The sequence below is a fragment of the Haloplanus sp. GCM10025708 genome, from assembly GCF_042663985.1.
GTDB classification, from domain to species: Archaea; Halobacteriota; Halobacteria; order Halobacteriales; family Haloferacaceae; genus Salinirarus; species Salinirarus marinus.
The window spans coordinates 517209-532634 of record NZ_JBHSZA010000011.1; the positions used below are offsets into that span (position 1 = coordinate 517209).

The window sequence follows — 15426 nt, forward strand, 5'->3', positions numbered from 1 at the left end:
CAGCCACGTCCGGAGCGACCGAATCGCCGTCCACTGGTCGGCGTCGAGGTCCCTTCCTGGAGGCGGAAGCCGGGGCGTCGCTGCCGGCAGACGGTGGGAAACGCCGCCGCGAGTCGCTCGACGGCGGCCTCTCGGTCGCCGGCGACGACGGCGTCGAGGGCCGACGAAAGCGCGCGTTCGGCCGTCGCGTCCGGGAGTTCCGGCGGCACGTCGAACTCCTCGCGGATCGCCTCCGTCACGGCGTCGGGGCCCGCCTCCCCCGTTCGGTGACGTACTCCTCGACGGCTTCGAGGTCGATGCCCTCGGTCTCGACGCGGAGGCGGAGGTCCAGTACCGCGCGCCACGTCGCCGACGACACGTCGTAGTCGTCGGGCGGGATGACGGCCGGACACCGGGTGTGGAAGCGACACCCCGGCGGCGGGTCGGACGGACTCGGCACGTCGCCGGTCAGGACCGTCCCCTGTCCGCGCCGCCGGGGGTCGGCAATCGGCGTCGACCCGAGGAGCGCCTCGGTGTAGGGGTGGCGCGGGTCCTCGAAGATCTCCTCGGTCGGCCCCGTCTCCACGATCTCGCCGAGATACATCACCGCCACCCGGTCGCAGATCTCCCTGACGACGCCCATGTCGTGGCTGATGACGAGGAGAGCGAGGCCGAACTCCGACTGGACGCGTTCGATGAGGCGGAGGATGTCCGCCTGCACGCTCACGTCGAGGGCGCTGACGGGTTCGTCGGCGACGACGAGATCCGGGTTGATGACGAGTGCGCGCGCGAGGGCGATGCGCTGTTTCTGGCCGCCCGAGAACTCGTGGGGGTAGCGGTCGAAGTCGGCGGCGTCCAACCCCACCCGGTCGAGGAGGTCACCGACGATGGCGCGCCGACGGTTCCTGTCGCGCATCCCGTGGACGCGCAGGGGTTCGGCGACGGCCTCGCCGACGCTCATCCGCGGATCGAAACTCGACGTGGGGTCCTGGAAGATCATCTGCGCCCGCCGGCGGAACCGCTTGAGTTCGCGGTCGTCGTAGCCCGTCACGTCTTCGCCGTCGAAGACGACCCGTCCGCCGGTCGGCTTTTCGAGCCGCAGGAGCGAGGTGGCGGCGGTGGACTTCCCACACCCCGACTCGCCGACGAGGCCGACCGTCTCACCCCGGTCGACGGTGAAACTGACGCCGTCGACGGCGCGGACGCGACCCACCTCCTTTCGAAGCACGCCCTCGGTGACCGGATAGTGTTTCCGCAGCTCGTGGACGTCGAGAATCGGGCGGGTCACGGCTCGTTCCCCCGTCGCCGCTCTCGCCGTCCGGATCGTGCCCGCCGTCCCCGACGTGCGCGTCGTCCCCGACGTGCCCGCCGTCCCCGGGACCGACGGCCGATCCCGCCGATTCGTCGCCACGGACGACCTCGGGGTCGCCGTCGGGCCCGTAGTGGACACAGGAGACGTCGTGATCGTCGCTGAGGGCGTACAGCGGCGGCTGTCCGCCCGTCCGGCAGGCGTCGACGGCGTGGTCACAGCGGGGGTGGAATCGACACCCCGGCGGGGGTCCGTCGCCGACGGCAGGCGGCCGTCGATGCCGTCGAGCCGTCCGCCGCGGCCCGGCAGACACCGGAGCAGGGCCCGCGTGTATGGATGAGACGGGTTCTCGAACACGTCGAAGACGTCGCCGCGTTCCATCACTTTCCCCGCGTAGACGACGACGACGCGGTCGGCGACTTCCGCGACCACGCCCAGGTCGTGGGTGATGAGCAGGACGCTCATGTCGAACTCCTCCTGTAGCTCCTCCAGGAGGCGGAGAATCTGGTTCTGGATGGTCACGTCGAGCGCCGTCGTCGGTTCGTCGGCGACGAGGAGGGCCGGGTTCGTCGCCAGCGCCATCGCGATGGCGACGCGCTGTTTCATGCCGCCGGAGAACTCGTGGGGGTAGTCGTCGAATCGACGGGTCGCCTCCGGGATGCCGACCCGGTTGAGCAGGTCGACCGCGCGGGCGCGGGCCTCCGCCTTCGGAACCTCCTCGTGGAGTCGGATCGCCTCGACGATCTGCCAGCCGACGGGGTAGACCGGGTTGAGCGCTCCCTGCGGGTTCTGGAAGATGTGGCCGACGCGCCCGCCGCGGAGGTCCCGCAACTCCGCGTCGCTCATGTCGAGGACGTCCCGCCCGTCGAAGTAGATTTCGCCGCCTGCGACCTCGCCCGGCGGGCTCCGAACGAGGCGGGTGAGAGACTCGCCAGTGACGGTCTTTCCACTGCCGGACTCGCCGACGAGACAGACCGTCTCGCCGCGGCGGACGTCGAAGCTCACGCCGTCGACGGCGCGAACGACGCCCTCGTCCGTGTGGAACTTCGTTTCGAGGTTTCGGACCGAGAGGAGTGGTTCGTCTGCCATCTATGTCTCCTGTCGCGGGTCGAGCGCGTCGCGGAGGGCGTCGCCCACGAAGTTGAACGCGAGGATGGTCGTAAACAGGAAGAGGCCGGGCAAAGTCGACACCCACCACGCGGTGCCGAGGTCGCTCCGGCCGGCCGCGATGACCTGTCCCCACGAGGGGACCGTCGGGTCGCCGAGCGAGAGAAAGGAGAGCGCCGCTTCGAAGAGGATGAACCCCGGGATGAGCAGCGTCGCGGCGGTGATGACGCTGTTCGAGACGTTCGGGACGAGGTGGCGACGGATGACGTAGAGGGTGCCCGCCCCCGCGCTGTCGGCGGCCGTGATGTACGCTTCCTCGCTCCGCTGGAGCGCCTCCGACCGGACCAGGCGAGCCATACTCCCCCAGCCCGTGAGCCCGAAGATGACGATGAACATGAACAGGCTCCCGCCGAACAGGTAGTTCAAGAGGAGATAGAGGAAGAAGGCGGGGAAGACGAGCTGGACGTCGACGTAGCGCATCAACACCTCGTCGACGAGGCCGCCGGCGTAGGCGGCCACCGTCCCCACCGTCGTACCGATGGTCACCACGAGCAGCGTCGAGATGAGGCCGACTTTCATACTCACCTGCATCCCGTAGACGACGAGGACGAGGACGTCCTTCCCGTCGCTGGTCGTCCCGAGCGGGTGGGCCCACGTCCCGTGACACATCCCGCTGGCAACGTCGCCGAGGCAGTTGACCGGCACCGCCGCGTTCACCGCCGTATACACGGGCGGTTGGTGACTCTGTGCGAGCGCGAGCTGGGGCTTCGAGAGGAAGATCGGTCCGACGACGCCGACGAGAAAGACGGCGGCGAGATAGACGAGGCTGACGACCGCGAGGCTGTTCTTCCGGAACTCGGCCCAGTAGTGCGCCGTCAGGCGTCGGTTGCTGTACAGCGGGACGGCGACGTAAAACAGGAGCGCAAGCAGGGTGACGATAAAGAGCCAGTCGAGCTGTGTGACGTTCCAGCGGATCGGCCACGTCAGGGTCGGTCGGTCGGCGGACAGCAGGTGGTAGTCGTAGCCGAAGGCGGCGGCGACGAGGGCCAGGGACGCGATCGCCCCCTGTCCCGTCGCGACAGCGTCGAGAACCGGCTGCCCGTCTCGTCCCAGTCCACCGATTCGAACGTCTCGGCTGGTTCGTCCGCCGACATCAGCGGTCACCGTAGTCGATTCGCGGGTCCAGGATCGTGTACGCGATGTCCTGTATCAGGTTGCCGATGACGGCGACGAACGTAAAGATGAGCGTCGTCCCCAGCACCAGCGCGGTGTCCTGGGCGAGGATGGCGTTGTACGAGAGCTGGCCGAGCCCCGGGATGCCGAACACCACCTCGACGAGATACGACGCCGCGAGGAAGATACCGAGGATGTCGCCGATGAGGATAGTCATCAACGGCACCGCGGCCGGCCGGAGGACGTGGCGGGTGAGGATGCGGAATTCGCCGGCCCCCTTCGCCTTCGCCGTCTTGACGAACTCCGCCTGCACGTACTCAAGGGCCTCCGCCCGGGAGTAGCGCATCACGCCCGCGATCGTCCCGGTCACCAGCACGACGACCGGTAAGACGAGTTGGTGGGCCATCGCGAACCCGACGAGCGGCACGTCGGGGTCGAACACTACCGGGAACCACCCCAGTTGGACCGAAAACACCAGCAGGAGAACGATGGCGAACCAGAAGTTGGGGATGGCGTAGCCGAAAAACGCGAAGAAGGTGGCGGCGTAGTCGGTCCTGGTGTACTGGTGGGTGGCCGAGTAGAGGCCGATGCTCAGACCGAGCAGGACCGAGAGGATGGTCGTCGGCACGGAGTAGACGGCGGTGTAGGGTATCGCCCCCGCGATGGCCTCCATCACGGGCTGGGATCGACTGTCCGACCACCCCAGTTCAGCGTCACCATGTTGACCATGTAGTCGCTGTATCGATCCCACAGCGGCCGATCCAGCCCTCGACGCGCCTCGAACGCCTCGCGCGCCGCCTCCGCCGACCCGCCGCAGCGGCCGCCCGAAACTGCAACTGCTCGGCCGCCGGATTCGGCGTCAGCGCCAGCAACCCCCACGTCACCGACAGGATGAGATACGTCGCCACGACGGCCCAGAGGACCCGCCGGACGACGTACCAGCGCATGCTCATGTTACCTGAAGCGCCACGTCTGGGAGTCCCAACCGGTGTTGAACTCCTCGTCGTAGCCGACGACCCGTTCGTCGTAGCCCGATATCGACGACGGCATCGCGAGGAAGCCGAAGGGCTGTTCCTCGCTGATGAGCCCGAACGCCTCCCCGAACAGCTCCTGTCGCCGCGCCTCGTCCGTCGTCTGCGACGCCTGCTCGTAGAGCCCCGCGATGTCCGCCTCGGGGTAGTAGCCGTAGAAGTTGATCCCCCCTGCTTCTCGAAGAAGCCCTTGCTGGAAGCGGGCGTGAACGGGTAGGTGTTGAACTGGAGATTGATGGACATGTCCCACGGTTCGGCGCTCGTGGCGACGTCGCGCGGCCCCCGTTGAAGACGCCGGCGCTCCACTCCGGTTCGACTCCCTGTGGAGGTGAGGTTTTCACGAACTTGTCCTGGAACGTCGACGTCGAGATGGACTTCGGTTCGACGGCGATGCCCGCGTTCTGCTGGATCTCCTGGGCGACGAACTCGCCGATGGTCTGTTCGGTCGGCTGGCCCTGGTCGAAATACAGCGTGAGCGTCACCTGCTCGCCCGACCCGTCGACGAGGGCGTCGCCGTCGTAGGCGTACTCCGTCTCCGAGAGCGCGTCGGCGAGGCGCGAACGGGTCGTCTCGGAGCCGTATCGATCGCCGACGCCGTACTCGACGACAGTGCTGTCGTCGTACCACTTCGACCACCTGGGCTGCATGGTCTGGGCCACCTCGGCGTAGCCGCGGAGGACGTTCTCGACGATGGCCCGCTTGTTCACCGCGAACGCGAGCGCCTGCCGGACGGCCTTCGCCCGGAACGGCTCCCACCCGTTCGCGCGCATGTTGTAGACGAGGATGCGGGCGTACGGCTGTGGCGTGACGTTGACGGAGACCGACTCGAGGGTCTCGAACTGCGACGCCTTGTCCGGCGGGATGCCGGCCGAGTGGACGTCACCCGCCCGCAACGCACCGAGGCGGGCGCTCTCCTCTTTGAGGATCTGGAACGCCTTCTCCTCGAAGTAGGGCGCGTTCGTGAACCGGTCCGGCACGTCGGCGTCGTGGAGGTAGTAGTCGTCGTTGCGCGTGACGACGTACTGCGAGGTCCGATCCCACTCCTCGAAGGTGTAGGGGCCGAGATTCCCCGTGTACGCGAGCGTGTTGAGCTCCTCGTCCTGCCGGAGACCCTCGCCGTCCTTCTCGGGGACGTACTGCTCCAGCAGCGCCCGCGGGATGCACTGCTGTCGCCACATGACCGGCTTGAACGGAAACGACGGGTCGACGTCGAACAACTGGATCTCGAAGGTGTACGTCCCCGTCTTCTCGACGGGGATGGGTTCGCGCTGTCCCGAGTCGGGGTTCTGCCGGAACCAGTCGCCGGCGTTTGGGTAGCCGCTCCAGTTGGGCTCGGCCTGGAAGACGTTCCGGATCATGTAGACCCAGTCCTCGGCGGTCTGTTGGCCGTAGTCGCCGCCCCACCGGAGGTTGTCCCGGAGTTCGATTTCGTAGACGCGGCCGTCGTCCGTCGAGACGTCGGCCCACAGCGGGAAGATCTCCTGTCCCGGCTTGATTGCCCACGCGCCGTCCAGCGTCGCCGTGACGAACGCCCCGGAGGTGGAGTCCGCCGTCGTCAGCCAGTTCAGCGACTGCGCGTCGACGCTGCTGGCGCTCGTGTACGTCACCTGGTCCGACCGTCCACCGCCGGCCGACGTCCCCGTCTCGGCACCGGTCCCTGTCCCCGTTCCGGCCCCGCCGTCGCCGGAACAGCCGGCGAGACCCGCCACCCCCGCCGCCCCGAGGAGCCTGAGCAGGTCCCTGCGGCGCGACGTCTCCCCGCTCGACGCCCGTCGACGGGTGTTAGCAAGCCACATACTCGTCTAAAACGGTGGTTCGCACAAATACCCATCGGTCGGCGCAACCGCGGAGAGACGACGGCTCGCGCGACCCTTAGCCGTCGCCGTACGGGTCGGTGACGACGACTTCGCCGTCGACGACGTCGACGTTGATGAGCGTCTTGACGCTGTAGTCCGCGTCGTCGAGTTCGTTCGGGCCCGCCTTCTTGATGACGGCGACGACGTCGATGACCTCCGCACCGATGTGCGAGAGGGCGTCGAGGACGGCCTTCATCGTCCCGCCGGTGCTGAGGACGTCGTCGAGGACGAGGACGCGGTCTCCCGCCTCCACGTCGTTGATGTACATCTCGCTCTCGGAGTAGCCCGTCTGTTGGGCCAGCGACACCTCGCCTTCGAGGCCGTACTGGCGTTTGCGGATGACCACCAGCGGGATGTCCGTCATCAGCGAGACGGCCGTCGAGATGTGGATGCCCATGGCCGCCGGCGTGACGATCTTGTCGATGTCTTCGAGGTCCGCCTTGCGGATGATCTTGATGACGATTTCGCGCAATAGCTCCGGCCGGAGCATCGGCACGCCGTCGCTGATGGGGTGTACGAAGTACTGGTAGTCTCCTTCTCGATGATCGGCGCGTCGAGGAGCGACTGCCGCAACTGGTCCATGTCGTTCGTAGCGGGGGTCGGGAATAAAAGATGGCGATTCCCGGCGTCTCCGCCCCGTGCGACCGCCCTGCTAGGCGGGGCGTCTCACTCCCCGCCCCGTCGGTTCGACGCGTCGCCGACGTGCGTCGCCACGGGATCGAGTCTCGCGACGCCTCCGGCCTCGTCTCGTTTGACAACACCTAAGTCCAATCTCTCCGGAAACACGCACGTGCCACCGACAACGGACGTCGTCCTCGCCGTCGTCTTTCTTCCGTTCGTCGCTGCCGCGGTCACGCCGCTCGTCTTTCGTCTCCTCGGCGAGCGGACCGCCTACTACGCGGCGGCCGTCGCCCTCGCCTGCTTCGCGCTCGTCTCGAAACTGTATTTCGCGGGCGCGCACGGGAGCGTCGCCGTCGAGTGGATCCCCTCGCTCGGCGTCTCGCTCGCCTTTTACGTCGACGGTCTCGCCCTGCTCGTCGCGTTTCTGGCGAGCGGCGTCGGCGTCCTCATCCTCACGTACTCCGGCGGATACATGCACGGCGAACCCGGACAGGCGAAATACTACGCCTCGCTGCTGGCGTTCATGGGGTCGATGCTCGGCGTCGCGCTCGCCGCCGACCTCGTCGCACTGTTCGTCTTCTGGGAGCTGACGAGCCTCTCGTCGTTCCTCCTCATCGGCCACTACACCGGCGAGGAGGCGTCGAAGTACGCCGCCCGGAAGTCGATGCTGATCACCGTCTCCGGCGGACTGTTCATGCTCGTGGGATTCCTGGTGCTCGTCTGGGCGTCGGGGCAGGCCCTGCCCGAGACCACCTACCGGATTCCGGTCCTGATCGAACACGCCGACGCCGTCCGCACCGCCCTCGGCGACGCCGGACTCCTCGTCCCCGTCCTCCTCCTGCTCGCGCTCGGCGCGGGCACCAAATCCGCGCAGGTACCCTTCCACATCTGGCTCCCGAACGCGATGGAAGCGCCGACGCCCGTCTCGGCGTTCCTCCACTCCGCGACGATGGTCAAAGCGGGCGTCTACCTCGTCGGCCGATTCCGCCCGCTCTTTTTACCCCCAGAGGCCCCGATCCTCGGCGAATGGACGACGCTCTTTGCCGTCCTCGGCCTCCTGACGATGACCGTCGCCGCCGTCCTCGCCGTGAGCGCGACCGACATCAAGGAGCTGCTCGCCTACTCGACGGCCTCGCATCTCGGCCTCATCGTCGCCGGGTTCGGCTTCGCCAACGCCTACGGTGCCGAGGCCGGCGCGTTTCACATCCTGAACCACGCCTCGTTCAAGGCCGCGCTCTTTCTGGTCGCCGGCATCGTCGCCCACGAGGCCGGAACGCGCGACATCGCCAAACTCGGCGGCCTCCGCAAACACCTGCCCGTCACGGCGGTCGTCGCCGTCGTCGCCTCGCTGTCGATGGCGGGGGTTCCGCCGTTCAACGGCTTCTACTCGAAGGAACTGCTGTTCGAAGCGACCTACTACGCCGCCGAAGAGATGGGCGGCGTCGGGTGGCTGTTCCCGGTCGTCGCCGTCTTCGGAAGCGTCTTCACGTTCCTCTACTCCATCAAGTTCGCCTCGCTGTTCTTCGGTGACGAACCCGATGGGTTGGGCCACGTCCACCGTCCGCCGGTGACGATGCTCGTCCCACCGGCGGTACTCGGCGTCCTCGTGCTGGCGATTTCGGGGCAACCGAACGCCTTCATCGAGGGCCTCGTCGGCGGCGTTTACGGCAGCGTCGTCCCCGGAGATGCGCACTCCTTTTCCGTCCACTTGCCGACGGAACTGTCGCCGTACTTCGTCATGAGCCTCGTCACGATGGCGCTCGGCGCGGTTCTGTTCCCCTTCTACGACCGCATCCACGCCGGCGTTCGCACGCTCCTCAGCGGACCGGTGCGGGCGAACTGGTGGTACGACAACGCCGTCGACGGCGCGACGGCACTGAGCAAGCGCGTCACGCCGCTCGTCCAGAACGGCCTCCTGCGGACGTACGTCATCTGGGCGCTCGCGGCCGTCTGTGCGCTCGCGCTCGGCGGCTACGCGGCCCTCGGCGTCTCGCTCCCGCCGCTGACGGAACTCGCGGTGACGACGCCCATCCTCCTCGTGTTGCTGGTGGCCGTCGTCGGGGCGTTCGCCGTCGGCATCGCCCCCTCGCACGTCGCGGGCGTCCTCACGCTCTCCATCGTCGGCTTCATGGTCGCCATCTTCTACATCCTCGCGGACGCCCCGGACCTCGCGTTGACCCAGCTCGTCGTCGAGACGCTCGTGCTGGTCATCTTCCTGCTCGTCCTGGACCGCCTGCCCGCGTTCTACGGGCGGCCGCGGGCCGCCGTCGCCGTCCGCGACGCCGCGCTCTCCCTGGTCGTCGGCGTGACGGTGTTCGTGACGGTGCTCGTCTCGACGGCGTCGAACCCGAACAAGGCGCTCGCGCAGTTCCTCGCCGAACGCGCGGGCGTCCCGTCCGAACACGGATCGCTCATCGTCGACTACGGCGGCGGGGGAACGTCGTCAACGTCATCCTCGTCGACTTCCGCGGGTTCGACACCCTGGGCGAGATCTCGGTCGTCGCGATGGCGGCGATCGCCGTGCTGACGCTGATTCGGATGCGCTCGAGGGTGAGACGCAATGAGCGACGACGCGCCCGCGAACGAGGACGTCGCCGCGGCCGAATCACCCCGGCCGAGCGACGTCGACCGGTCGACGACCGTCGTCGCCCGGACCGTCGTCCGCGTCGTCGTCCCGATCATCCTCGTGACCGCCATCTCGCTTCTGTTGCAGGGCCACAACCTCCCCGGCGGCGGCTTCATCGGCGGGGTGCTCACGGCGACGGCGTTCGTCCTCGTCTACGTCATCTTCGGGCTGGACTACCTCCAGGCGACGATCCTCGACAGGCGCGACGAAGTCGACGAAGGCATGGTCTCCGTCTACCGCCGGCTGTTCGCGCTCGGCCTGGCGCTTGCGGCGGGGAGCGGCCTCGCTCCTCCTGTTCGACCTGCCGTTTCTCACGCAGGCGGTGCTGTTCGTCGAACACCTCCCGCTCTACGGCGAACTCGAAGTCGCCTCCGCGCTCGCGTTCGACCTCGGGGTGTACTTCACCGTGGTGGGTGCGCTGTTGACCATCATCGCGGAGGTGGGAGCCGAATGACCCAGTTCGTCCTCGCGACGGTCCTCGGCCTGCTGTTCGCGCTCGGAACCTTCCTCGTCCTCCGGCGCGACGTGGTCCGGGTCGTCTGGGGCGTCACCATCGTCAGCCAGTCCGCGAACGTCTACCTCGTCACGATGGGCGGCCTGGAGGGCCTCGCGCCCGTCGGCCACGGTCACGGCGGGGGCGGCACGGCCGTCAGCGACCCGTTGGTGCAGGCGCTGGTCCTCACGGCCATCGTCATCGGCTTCGGGACGAGCGCCCTCGCGCTCGTGCTCACGTATCGCGTCTATCAGGAACACGGAACCATCGACGTCTACGAACTCGGAGGCGACCAATGAGTACCACCGTCATCGCACCGCTGCTCGTCGCACTGTGTACCGCCATCCTCACGCTGTTGACCCGCCCGAACCTCCGCCTCCTGCAGGGAGTGAGCCTGCTCGGAGCCGTCGCCTACCTCGGAGCCGTCGCCGCTCTGTTCGACCGCGTCGTCGGCGGCGAGACGCTCGTCTACCAGGTGGGCGACTGGGCCGCGCCCTTCGGCATCACGCTCGTCGGCGACGCCCTCGCCGCGTTCATGCTCGGCCTCGCCGCCATCGTCTCGGTCGGCGTGCTCGCACACGCCGTCCTCTACGTCGACGACTTCGGTCAGCGGCTCTCTTTCCACCCGCTGTATCACTTCATGATGGTCGGCGTCTCCGGCTCCTTTCTCACCGGCGACATCTTCAACCTCTTCGTCTGGTTCGAGGTGATGCTCATGTCGAGTTACGTCCTCGTCCTCTTCTACGGCGGGAAACAGCACACCCGTGCGGCGCTCAACTACGTGGTGTTGAACCTCCTCGGGAGCGCCGTCATGCTCGTCGCCATCGGCGGCATCTACGCGACGACGGGCACGCTCAACATGGCCGACCTGGCCCGTCGCCTGGCCGATCCGGCCGCGTACGACGTGAACGTCCTCCCCGTCCTCGGCCTCGCGGCCGTCCTGTTCTCGGTGTTCGCGCTCAAGGCCGGCCTGGTCCCCTTCCAGTTCTGGGTTCCTGCCGCGTATCGCGCCGCGCCCGCCCCCGTGACGGCGATGCTCGCGGGCGTCGTCAAGAAGGTGGGCGTCTACGCCGTCGTCCGCCTCTACTTCACGATCTTCGCGGCCGCCTCGCTCCCGCGGGCGCTCTCGCTCCCCGGTCTCGCCGGCGACTCGGCGCTCGACTTTTTCGGCCCGGTGTTGTTCCTCATGGCCGCCGCGAGCGTCCTCTTCGGCGGCGTCGGTGCCGTCGGCCGCGACGACCTCGATTCCGTTCTCGCCTACTCATCTATCAGTCAGGTGGGCTTCATCGTCCTGCCGCTGGCCGTCGCCGCCACCGTCCCCTCGGTCCGGATCCTCGGCGTGACCGCCTGTCTCGTCTACGCGTTCAATCACGGCCTCGCCAAGAGCCTGCTCTTTCTCGTCGCCGGCACCGTCCGCGAATCCGTCGGCAGCACCGACTTCGCGGACCTCGGCGGGGTCGCCGGCCGGTCGCCCGTCCTCTCGGCCGCCTTCTTCGTCGGCGCGCTCTCGCTCGTCGGCGTCCCGCCGCTCTCGGGCTTTTTCGGGAAGTTCCTCGTCTTCGACGTGGCCGCCCGCGCGTTCGCCACGGGCGCGGCGGGCGCGGCGGCGACGCTCGCCGTCGCCTTGCTCGGAGCCGTCCTCACCATCGCCTACTACACCCGGGCGTGGAACGCCGCCTTCTGGGGTGAGCCGTCCGAGCGCGTCGAGGAGTTCCTCGGCGACGACGGATCGGTCGTCCCCGACGGCGGGCAGTCGACGGCCGAAGCGGCGCTCTCGCTCGGCGGGATGGTCGTCGTCCTCGTCGCCTTCGCCGTCGCCGTCGTCGCGTTCGGTATCGGCTTCGACGTCCTCTACGGCGCGGCGGAGGCCGCCGCCCGCGCCGCCGTCGACACCGGCGGCTACGTCGACGCCGTCGCCCCCGCGGAGGTGGTCGAATGAGCCGTCGCTGGCCCCTCTTCGGGTTCGTCCTCGCGGTGCTCTGGATCTTCGTCCGCGGCGTCGAGTTGACGCCCGTTCGGTTGGCCGAGGAGTTCGTCATCGGCCTCGCCGTCGGCTTCCCCATCGCCTTCGCCATCCGGCGGTTCTACGCGCGGGAGACGCAACTCGATCGGACCGTCCGAGTCGCGCCCTACGCCGCCCTCTACATCGCGGCGTTCCTCTACGAACTGCTCACCGCCAACGTCGACGTGGCCCGGCGCGTCCTCTCGCCGTCGATGCCGATCAACCCGGAGGTGGTCGAGGTCCCCCTGCGCGTCGAGACGGGCCTCGCCGTCACGACCATCGCCAACAGCATCACGCTCACGCCCGGCACGCTCACCATGGATTACGACGACGACACCAACACCCTGTACGTCCACAGCATCGACGCCACGGATCCCGAAACGGTCCTCGAACCGATCCGCCGGTGGGAGGATTACGCCCTCGTCATCTTCGACGAGGCGCGCAAACCCGGCGATCCCGTCCCCGAACGGGAGGTAGAGCGTGGCGACTGACCTCGCGGCGGCGCTCGACGTCGCCCTGCAGGCGGCGCTCGTCGTCGCCAGCGGACTGACGCTGTTCGCCGGCTATCGGGTCATCCGCGGGCCGACGACGCCCGATCGGGTGGTCGCCCTCGACACCATCGGGACGAACGTCGTCGCCATCGCCGCCCTCTACTCGATGGCGACGGCGCAGGGGTTTTTCATCGACGTGAGCCTCGTGCTCGCCATCATCGGCTTCATCAGCACCATCGCCGTGGCGCGCTACGTCACGGAGGGGGACATCATCGAATGACCGAAGCAACCGCCGCGACCGCAGTCGGCCCGATTCGCGCCGCCCTCGTCGTCGCCCTCGTCACCGTGGGGTCGCTGTTCCTCCTCGTGGGGACCATCGGTCTCCTGCGCTTGCCGAACGTCTACAACCGGATGCACGCGACGACGAAGGCGACCACGCTCGGTGCCGCCTCGGTCGCTCTCGCCGGGTTCGTCTACTACGGCCCCGGCGGCGACGGCCTGATGTCGCTCGTCACCGTCGTCTTCCTCTTTCTGACAGCACCGACCGGCGCGCACATGATCTCGCGGGCCGCCCAGCGGATGGGAATCCCCTTCATCGAAGGCGCTTCGTGGCCCGGCGAGACCGGGTCGACGCCCGACGAGCCGGCCGACGACTGAGGCCGCTGGCACCGACGAGCCGGCCGTCGATCGCTGCGACTGGTACCGACGAGCCAGCCGTCGAGTACAGCGGCTGGCACCGACGACTACGACAGTTCGTCGGCCAACGCCTCCGCCACGCGAGCGCCCAACCCCTGCTTGTCGCCGCGATACTCCGCGACGTCCTCGGAGACCAGCAGCGCGCGCGTCTCGTCGTCGCCCATGACCGAGGCGTCGTTGGCGACGACGAACGCGAGTCCGACCCGGTCGCGCAACGTCCGCGCCCGTTCGACCATCGCCTCGTCGTCGCCGGAGGTTTCGGCCTTGAAGCCGACGATCGGGAGGTCGGGGTTCGCCTCGCGCACCGTGTCGACGAGTTTCGGCGTCGGTTCGAGATCGAGCGTCAGCGACTCGCCCGACCGGATTTTCTCTCCCGCCGTCTCGACGGTGAAGTCGCTGATCGCCGCCGCCGACACGAGGGCGTCGGCGTCCTCGGTCGCGGTCGACACCGCCGCTACCATCTCGGCGGCCGACTCCACCTCGACGACGTCGGCGTAGGGGACGTCCGGCCCGTCGTGGACGAGCGTCACGTCCGCTCCGCGGACGAAACAGGCCTGCGCGACGGCCCGCCCCGTCTTGCCCGACGCCCGGTTCGTGAGCGTCCGGATGGGGTCGATGGCCTCGCTCGTCGCGCCGCTCGTGACGACGACGTGAGCGTCCGAGAGCGACTGGGACGTCGTCGCGCGGGCGACGTGGGTCAGGATGGCCTCCTCGCTCGCGATCTTGGCTTTCCTCCTCCAGTCGGGGCGGGACGAAGTCGACGCCCCACGACTCGACGCGGTCGATGGCGTCGGCGACGCCGGGGTGGTCGTACATCGGTTCGTGCATGGCCGGCGCGACGACCACCGGTACGTCCGCGCCGAGCGCCGTCGTCGCACACGTCGTCACGGGCGTGTCGTCGACGGCGGCGGCCACCTTGCCGACGGTGTTGGCCGTCGCCGGCGCGACGAGGAGGACGTCGGCCCACCCCGCGCGCCCGCAGAGGTCGACGTGTTCGACCGCGCCCGTCAGTTCCGTCACCGGGTCGCGCTCGGTGGCGAATTCGAGCGCCCACGGGTGGACGATCGACCGGGCGCTCTCGGTCATCACGCCGCGGACCGAGGCACCGTGGCGCTGTAACTCGTGGACGAGTTCGACCACTTTCACCGCCGCGATGCTGCCGGTGACGCCGAGCGCGACGTTGCGACCTTCGAGCATTCGTGCGATGTTTCGGGCGCGGTTACTTAAATACGGTCGCGGTTTTCTACTCGTCGTCCGCGAGGCTCGGATGCGGCGTCGGTTCGTCCGGGTGGGGCTCGGAGAAATACTCCTGCATCGCCGCCATCGACTCGCGTTCGCGGGCGCGCCGTTCCGTCTCGTCGATCTCTTCACAGCCCGGCGGCACCTCGCGCCCACGGTCGGTGAAGTAGCCCTCGGGGGCGACCCAGTCGTGATAGAACGGCGTGTCGCTGTCCTGGACGAGGGTGATGCCGACGCGCGCGCCGTGGCCGGCGGCGACGATGGCCTGGTGGTACTGTTCGGCGAGGCGGCCGGCGGCGTACAGCCCGTCGACGTCGGTGCGGCCGTCGGGGTCCGGTTGCAGGAACGCCTTGCTCCCCGCCGATCGGACGCTCACGTCGAGCGCGGAGAGATACGATTCGTCGGCCCACGAGGCGGCGACGACGCGGTCGGCCGACAGCGTCTCGCCGTCGTCGAGCGTCACGTCGAAGCCCCCGTCGGCTTCGTGGACGCCCGTCACCGCGCTCTCGATCCGGTCACAGCCGTTGCGCGACGCCTGCGCTTCGAGCATGTCGGCGAACAGCCGGGAGTTGACGCCGGCGGGGAAGCCGGGGAAGTTCTCGAGGTGAGCGTTCCGGCGGAGAATCGATTCGCCGTGATCGACGACGAGCGTGTCGAGGCCTGCGCGCGCGGTAAAAATGCCAGCGGTGAGACCGGCGACGCCGCCGCCGACGACGATGACTTCACGCGTCTCTTCGGACATGGGACGTCGTTCGGTGACGTGGGTCATGGAAGTAGCGATTCGCGGCGCAATCCTTACCCAC

9 protein-coding genes and 7 pseudogenes are annotated in these 15426 nt (G+C 68.4%); 8 read left to right on the forward strand and 8 right to left on the reverse strand.

The genetic code is table 11. The annotated features are described in order from the left end of the window. Positions 1–93 precede the first annotated feature (93 nt). Complete coding sequence (locus ACFQJD_RS05905; protein WP_379796823.1) at positions 94–270, forward strand: hypothetical protein; 177 nt, start codon at positions 94–96, stop codon at positions 268–270. Here ACFQJD_RS05905 and ACFQJD_RS05910 read toward each other — a convergent pair. From ACFQJD_RS05910 to hpt, 6 genes and pseudogenes are all read right to left on the reverse strand, one after another. After that, positions 236–1429: an ABC transporter ATP-binding protein gene (locus tag ACFQJD_RS05910; RefSeq protein ID WP_379800419.1), complete on the reverse strand. Its 1194-nt coding sequence runs from the start codon at positions 1427–1429 to the stop codon at positions 236–238. The two genes, ACFQJD_RS05905 and ACFQJD_RS05910, sit on opposite strands and share 35 nt — an antisense overlap. Next, positions 1317–2377, reverse strand: a pseudogene (locus ACFQJD_RS05915) (ABC transporter ATP-binding protein); the annotation flags it as partial. The gene ACFQJD_RS05910 and the pseudogene ACFQJD_RS05915, both read right to left, overlap by 113 nt. After that, a pseudogene (locus ACFQJD_RS05920) lies at positions 2378–3549 on the reverse strand (ABC transporter permease). Further along, a pseudogene (locus ACFQJD_RS05925) lies at positions 3549–4515 on the reverse strand (ABC transporter permease). Before ACFQJD_RS05925 ends, ACFQJD_RS05920 begins: the two co-directional pseudogenes overlap by 1 nt. Before the next feature lie 2 nt (positions 4516–4517). After that, complete coding sequence (locus tag ACFQJD_RS05930; protein ID WP_379796825.1) at positions 4518–6395, reverse strand: ABC transporter substrate-binding protein; 1878 nt, start codon at positions 6393–6395, stop codon at positions 4518–4520. Between the two features lie 76 nt (positions 6396–6471). Next, positions 6472–7037: pseudogene (hpt, locus tag ACFQJD_RS05935) on the reverse strand (hypoxanthine/guanine phosphoribosyltransferase). Positions 7038–7245: 208 nt separating this feature from the next. Here hpt and mbhE point away from each other — a divergent pair. The 7 genes and pseudogenes from mbhE to mnhG form a co-directional block, all read left to right on the forward strand. Further along, positions 7246–9626 (forward strand): annotated as a pseudogene (gene mbhE / locus ACFQJD_RS05940) (hydrogen gas-evolving membrane-bound hydrogenase subunit E); the annotation flags it as partial. A 10-nt stretch (positions 9627–9636) separates the two neighbouring features. Beyond that, positions 9637–10156 (forward strand): annotated as a pseudogene (locus ACFQJD_RS05945) (MnhB domain-containing protein). Beyond that, complete coding sequence (locus tag ACFQJD_RS05950) at positions 10153–10494, forward strand: sodium:proton antiporter (RefSeq protein ID WP_379800421.1); 342 nt, start codon at positions 10153–10155, stop codon at positions 10492–10494. Before ACFQJD_RS05945 ends, ACFQJD_RS05950 begins: the two are co-directional and overlap by 4 nt. Then, complete coding sequence (locus tag ACFQJD_RS05955; RefSeq protein WP_379796827.1) at positions 10491–12134, forward strand: complex I subunit 5 family protein; 1644 nt, start codon at positions 10491–10493, stop codon at positions 12132–12134. The genes ACFQJD_RS05950 and ACFQJD_RS05955 overlap by 4 nt, the downstream gene beginning before the upstream one ends. After that, entirely contained in the window at positions 12131–12688 is a 558-nt protein-coding gene (locus tag ACFQJD_RS05960; protein WP_379796828.1) for a Na+/H+ antiporter subunit E, read from the forward strand. The genes ACFQJD_RS05955 and ACFQJD_RS05960 overlap by 4 nt, the downstream gene beginning before the upstream one ends. Continuing rightward, positions 12678–12968, forward strand: a complete 291-nt coding sequence (locus tag ACFQJD_RS05965) for a monovalent cation/H+ antiporter complex subunit F (protein WP_379796830.1) — start codon at positions 12678–12680, stop codon at positions 12966–12968. The genes ACFQJD_RS05960 and ACFQJD_RS05965 overlap by 11 nt, the downstream gene beginning before the upstream one ends. Further along, positions 12965–13345 (forward strand): monovalent cation/H(+) antiporter subunit G, encoded by a 381-nt coding sequence (gene mnhG, locus ACFQJD_RS05970; RefSeq protein WP_379796832.1) that lies wholly within the window; start codon positions 12965–12967, stop codon positions 13343–13345. Before ACFQJD_RS05965 ends, mnhG begins: the two co-directional genes overlap by 4 nt. 86 nt (positions 13346–13431) lie before the next feature. Here the strand turns inward: mnhG and coaBC are convergent. Next, positions 13432–14581, reverse strand: a pseudogene (coaBC, locus tag ACFQJD_RS05975) (bifunctional phosphopantothenoylcysteine decarboxylase/phosphopantothenate--cysteine ligase CoaBC). Between the two features lie 46 nt (positions 14582–14627). After that, positions 14628–15365, reverse strand: a complete 738-nt coding sequence (locus tag ACFQJD_RS05980; RefSeq protein WP_379796834.1) for an FAD-dependent oxidoreductase — start codon at positions 15363–15365, stop codon at positions 14628–14630. Positions 15366–15426: the final 61 nt, after the last annotated feature.

Coding starts and splice junctions, on each gene's coding strand:
- ACFQJD_RS05960 (WP_379796828.1), top strand. CDS start 12,131: ATGAGCCGTCGCTGGCCCCTCTTCGGGTTCGTCCTCGCGGTGCTCTGG.
- mnhG (WP_379796832.1), top strand. CDS start 12,965: ATGACCGAAGCAACCGCCGCGACCGCAGTCGGCCCGATTCGCGCCGCC.
- ACFQJD_RS05980 (WP_379796834.1), bottom strand. CDS start 15,365: ATGTCCGAAGAGACGCGTGAAGTCATCGTCGTCGGCGGCGGCGTCGCC.
- ACFQJD_RS05930 (WP_379796825.1), bottom strand. CDS start 6,395: ATGTGGCTTGCTAACACCCGTCGACGGGCGTCGAGCGGGGAGACGTCG.
- ACFQJD_RS05955 (WP_379796827.1), top strand. CDS start 10,491: ATGAGTACCACCGTCATCGCACCGCTGCTCGTCGCACTGTGTACCGCC.
- ACFQJD_RS05950 (WP_379800421.1), top strand. CDS start 10,153: ATGACCCAGTTCGTCCTCGCGACGGTCCTCGGCCTGCTGTTCGCGCTC.